Annotated in this window: 1 protein-coding gene and 2 pseudogenes; all 3 read left to right on the top strand. The window is 57.0% G+C overall.

Features of this window, described 5'->3' with window-relative positions:
- Positions 1 to 551, top strand: a 551-nt coding sequence (locus tag NW846_RS11555) for an ABC transporter substrate-binding protein (protein WP_414516080.1), incomplete at its 5' end; no start/stop codon positions are given.
- Positions 472 to 783: pseudogene (locus tag NW846_RS11550) on the top strand (ABC transporter substrate-binding protein); the annotation flags it as partial. The gene NW846_RS11555 and the pseudogene NW846_RS11550, both read left to right, overlap by 80 nt.
- A 102-nt stretch (positions 784 to 885) precedes the next feature.
- Positions 886 to 1261, top strand: a pseudogene (locus NW846_RS11545) (ATP-binding cassette domain-containing protein); the annotation flags it as partial.

Below are 1261 nucleotides of genomic sequence, written 5' to 3'. Positions count from 1 at the left end.
GTGGCAGCTTAGCACGGGCCAGCACAGGCTACTGGGTTGCCCAGGCCAGCGGCCCAGAAACCCCCAATCTCAGGTTAGGCTTTATACCGATTGTGGAGTCTGCCCCCCTGATCATCGCCAAGGAAAAGGGCTTTTTCGACAAGCATGGCATGACTGGTGTAGAGGTGTTGAAGCAGGCCAGTTGGCCGGCAGCCCGTGACAATGTGGTTATTGGCTCGGCAGGTGGAGGCATTGACGGCGGCATGTGGCAGATGCCGATGCCTCACATGATCCACATCGGCGCCATCACCAACAATCAACCGGTGCGTATGGCAGTTCTGTGTCAGTTGATCACCCAGGGGAACGGAATTGCCATTGCCGGAATGCACGTTGGCAAGGGCTTGGGGCTGGATATCTCCGGAGCCGCGGATTACATCAAAAATTTCAGCGCCAGCAACGGGCGCAAGTTCAAAGCTGCCTACACGTTTCCCAATGCCAATCAATGCCAATCAAGATTTTTGGATCCGCTACTGGCTTGCCGCCGGGGGAGTGGATTCGGATCAAGACATTGACCTCCTGACGGTGCCCTCTGCCGAGACGGTGCAGGGGATGCGCAATGGCACCATGGATGCTTTTAGCACTGGGGATCCCTGGCCCTACCGAATTGTGGCGGATGGAATTGGGTTCATCGCGGCTCTTACTCAACAGATTTGGCCCTTTCACCCCGAAGAATACTTGGCCATTCGCGCCGACTGGGTAGAACAAAACCCCAGGGCCACACAAGCCACTTTGATGGCGGTGATGGAAGCGCAGCAATGGTGTGACGATCCAGCCAACCGCGAAGAATTGGCCCGCATTCTCTCGGGCCGTGCCTACCTGAATGTGCCGGTCCTGAATGTGCCGGTTGAAATTCTCACGCCTCCTTTTCAGGGCAAGGTGGTGTTTCAGCATTACTCGCTTTTGCCTTGGCTAACGGTTCGGCAAAACATTGCGCTGGCGGTGAATGCCGTTCTTAAAAACCATTCTCCGGCGGAGCGTCAGCAGATCGTAGAAGAGCACATCGATCTGGTGGGTTTGCGCCATGCCGCAGATAAGCCCCCAGCCCAATTGTCCGGGGGGATGAAGCAGCGGGTGGCCATTGCCCGTGCCCTGGCTTTGCGGCCCAAAGTGTTGCTGCTGGATGAGCCGTTTGGCGCTTTGGACGCGCTCACGCGGGGGAACTTACAAGAGCAGTTGATGCGCATCTGCGAAGAACACCAGATGACCACCCTCATGGTCACCC

It is taken from the genome of Synechococcus sp. W60.3 (genome assembly GCF_047502615.1).
GTDB lineage: Bacteria > Cyanobacteriota > Cyanobacteriia > Thermostichales > Thermostichaceae > Thermostichus.
Note: the sequence above shows the minus strand (reverse complement) of the source record. Positions and strands in the feature narration are given on the sequence as shown.